This window comes from Burkholderia sp. BE12 (genome assembly GCF_002959955.1).
Classification (GTDB): domain Bacteria; phylum Pseudomonadota; class Gammaproteobacteria; order Burkholderiales; family Burkholderiaceae; genus Burkholderia.
In genome coordinates this window covers 1-3,111 of sequence record NZ_PREY01000071.1, presented here as the reverse complement: position 1 = coordinate 3,111, position 3,111 = coordinate 1, and the positions used below count along the sequence as shown (strand labels likewise).

General features: G+C 52.5%; 1 rRNA gene. It reads left to right on the top strand.

The annotated features are described in order from the left end of the window. Positions 1-217 precede the first annotated feature (217 nt). Positions 218-3,099: ribosomal RNA gene (locus C4B30_RS34925) — 23S ribosomal RNA — on the top strand. Positions 3,100-3,111 lie beyond the last annotated feature (12 nt).

Here is a 3,111-nt window from a genome sequence, read left to right as displayed (position 1 = left end):
CGATATCGGCTGTCGTTCTTTAACAATCTGGAAGAAGTAAGTAATTTGGATAGCGGAAGCGTCTCGAGATGGACGTGGAAGCTATCCGGGTTGTGATTGTATCGATGTATCTCAAGATGATTCGAACTCTAAGTTTGACTCAATTGGAATACGGCACAACGCGAGAACTCAACCTGTAGCGACTGTAGCGTCGAAAGATGAGACAGACTCGTTATAGGGTCAAGCGAACAAGTGCATGTGGTGGATGCCTTGGCGATCACAGGCGATGAAGGACGCGGTAGCCTGCGAAAAGCTACGGGGAGCTGGCAAACGAGCTTTGATCCGTAGATGTCCGAATGGGGAAACCCGGCCCTTTTGGGTCATCCTGGACTGAATACATAGGTCCAGTGAAGCGAACGCGGTGAACTGAAACATCTAAGTAACCGCAGGAAAAGAAATCAACCGAGATTCCCAAAGTAGTGGCGAGCGAAATGGGATGAGCCTTGCACTCTTTATTTGTATTGTTAGCCGAACGCTCTGGAAAGTGCGGCCATAGCAGGTGATAGCCCTGTAGGCGAAAACAGTATGAAAGAACTAGGTGTGCGACAAGTAGGGCGGGACACGTGAAATCCTGTCTGAAGATGGGGGGACCATCCTCCAAGGCTAAATACTCGTGATCGACCGATAGTGAACCAGTACCGTGAGGGAAAGGTGAAAAGAACCCCGGGAGGGGAGTGAAATAGATCCTGAAACCGCATGCATACAAACAGTCGGAGCCTCGCAAGGGGTGACGGCGTACCTTTTGTATAATGGGTCAGCGACTTACGTTCAGTAGCAAGCTTAACCGTATAGGGCAGGCGTAGCGAAAGCGAGTCCGAATAGGGCGTTCAGTTGCTGGGCGTAGACCCGAAACCAGGTGATCTATCCATGGCCAGGATGAAGGTGCGGTAACACGTACTGGAGGTCCGAACCCACTAACGTTGAAAAGTTAGGGGATGAGCTGTGGATAGGGGTGAAAGGCTAAACAAACCTGGAAATAGCTGGTTCTCTCCGAAAACTATTTAGGTAGTGCCTCGTGTCTCACCTTCGGGGGTAGAGCACTGTCATGGTTGGGGGGTCTATTGCAGATTACCCCGCCATAGCAAACTCCGAATACCGAAGAGTGCAATCACGGGAGACAGACATCGGGTGCTAACGTCCGGTGTCAAGAGGGAAACAACCCAGACCGCCAGCTAAGGTCCCCAAATATAGCTAAGTGGGAAACGAAGTGGGAAGGCTAAAACAGTCAGGAGGTTGGCTTAGAAGCAGCCACCCTTTAAAGAAAGCGTAATAGCTCACTGATCGAGTCGTCCTGCGCGGAAGATGTAACGGGGCTAAGCTATATACCGAAGCTGCGGATGCGAGCTTTGCTCGCATGGTAGGAGAGCGTTCCGTAAGCCTGCGAAGGTGCCTTGTAAAGGGTGCTGGAGGTATCGGAAGTGCGAATGCTGACATGAGTAGCGATAAAGGGGGTGAAAGGCCCCCTCGCCGTAAGCCCAAGGTTTCCTACGCAACGTTCATCGGCGTAGGGTGAGTCGGCCCCTAAGGCGAGGCAGAAATGCGTAGCTGATGGGAAGCAGGTCAATATTCCTGCACCATTGTTAGATGCGATGGGGGGACGGATCGCGGAAGGTTGTCCGGGTGTTGGAAGTCCCGGTCGCTGCATTGGAGAAGGCGCTTAGGCAAATCCGGGCGCGTAATTCAAGGGTGTGGCGCGAGCTCCTTCGGGAGCGAAGCAATTGGAAGTGGTTCCAAGAAAAGCCTCTAAGCTTCAGTCTAACGATGACCGTACCGCAAACCGACACAGGTGGGCGAGATGAGTATTCTAAGGCGCTTGAGAGAACTCGGGAGAAGGAACTCGGCAAATTGGTACCGTAACTTCGGGATAAGGTACGCCCTTGTAGCTTGATGCCCCTGCGGGCAGAGGGTGAAGGGGTTGCAATAAACTGGTGGCTGCGACTGTTTAATAAAAACACAGCACTCTGCAAACACGAAAGTGGACGTATAGGGTGTGACGCCTGCCCGGTGCCGGAAGATTAAATGATGGGGTGCAAGCTCTTGATTGAAGTCCCGGTAAACGGCGGCCGTAACTATAACGGTCCTAAGGTAGCGAAATTCCTTGTCGGGTAAGTTCCGACCTGCACGAATGGCGTAACGATGGCCACACTGTCTCCTCCCGAGACTCAGCGAAGTTGAAGTGTTTGTGATGATGCAATCTACCCGCGGCTAGACGGAAAGACCCCATGAACCTTTACTGTAGCTTTGCATTGGACTTTGAACCGATCTGTGTAGGATAGGTGGGAGGCTATGAAACCGGAACGCTAGTTTCGGTGGAGCCGTCCTTGAAATACCACCCTGGTTTGTTTGAGGTTCTAACCTTGGCCCGTGATCCGGGTCGGGGACAGTGCATGGTAGGCAGTTTGACTGGGGCGGTCTCCTCCCAAAGCGTAACGGAGGAGTACGAAGGTACGCTAGGTACGGTCGGAAATCGTGCTGATAGTGCAATGGCATAAGCGTGCTTAACTGCGAGACCGACAAGTCGAGCAGGTGCGAAAGCAGGTCATAGTGATCCGGTGGTTCTGTATGGAAGGGCCATCGCTCAACGGATAAAAGGTACTCTGGGGATAACAGGCTGATACCGCCCAAGAGTTCATATCGACGGCGGTGTTTGGCACCTCGATGTCGGCTCATCTCATCCTGGGGCTGTAGCCGGTCCCAAGGGTATGGCTGTTCGCCATTTAAAGAGGTACGTGAGCTGGGTTTAAAACGTCGTGAGACAGTTTGGTCCCTATCTGCCGTGGGCGTTGGATATTTGAAGGGGGCTGCTCCTAGTACGAGAGGACCGGAGTGGACGAACCTCTGGTGTACCGGTTGTCACGCCAGTGGCATCGCCGGGTAGCTATGTTCGGAAGAGATAACCGCTGAAAGCATCTAAGCGGGAAACTCGCCTTAAGATGAGATATCCCTGGGGACTAGATCCCCTTGAAGGGTCGTTCGAGACCAGGACGTTGATAGGTCAGGTGTGTAAGCGCAGTAATGCGTTCAGCTAACTGATACTAATTGCCCGTAAGGCTTGATCCTATAACAAGTCTG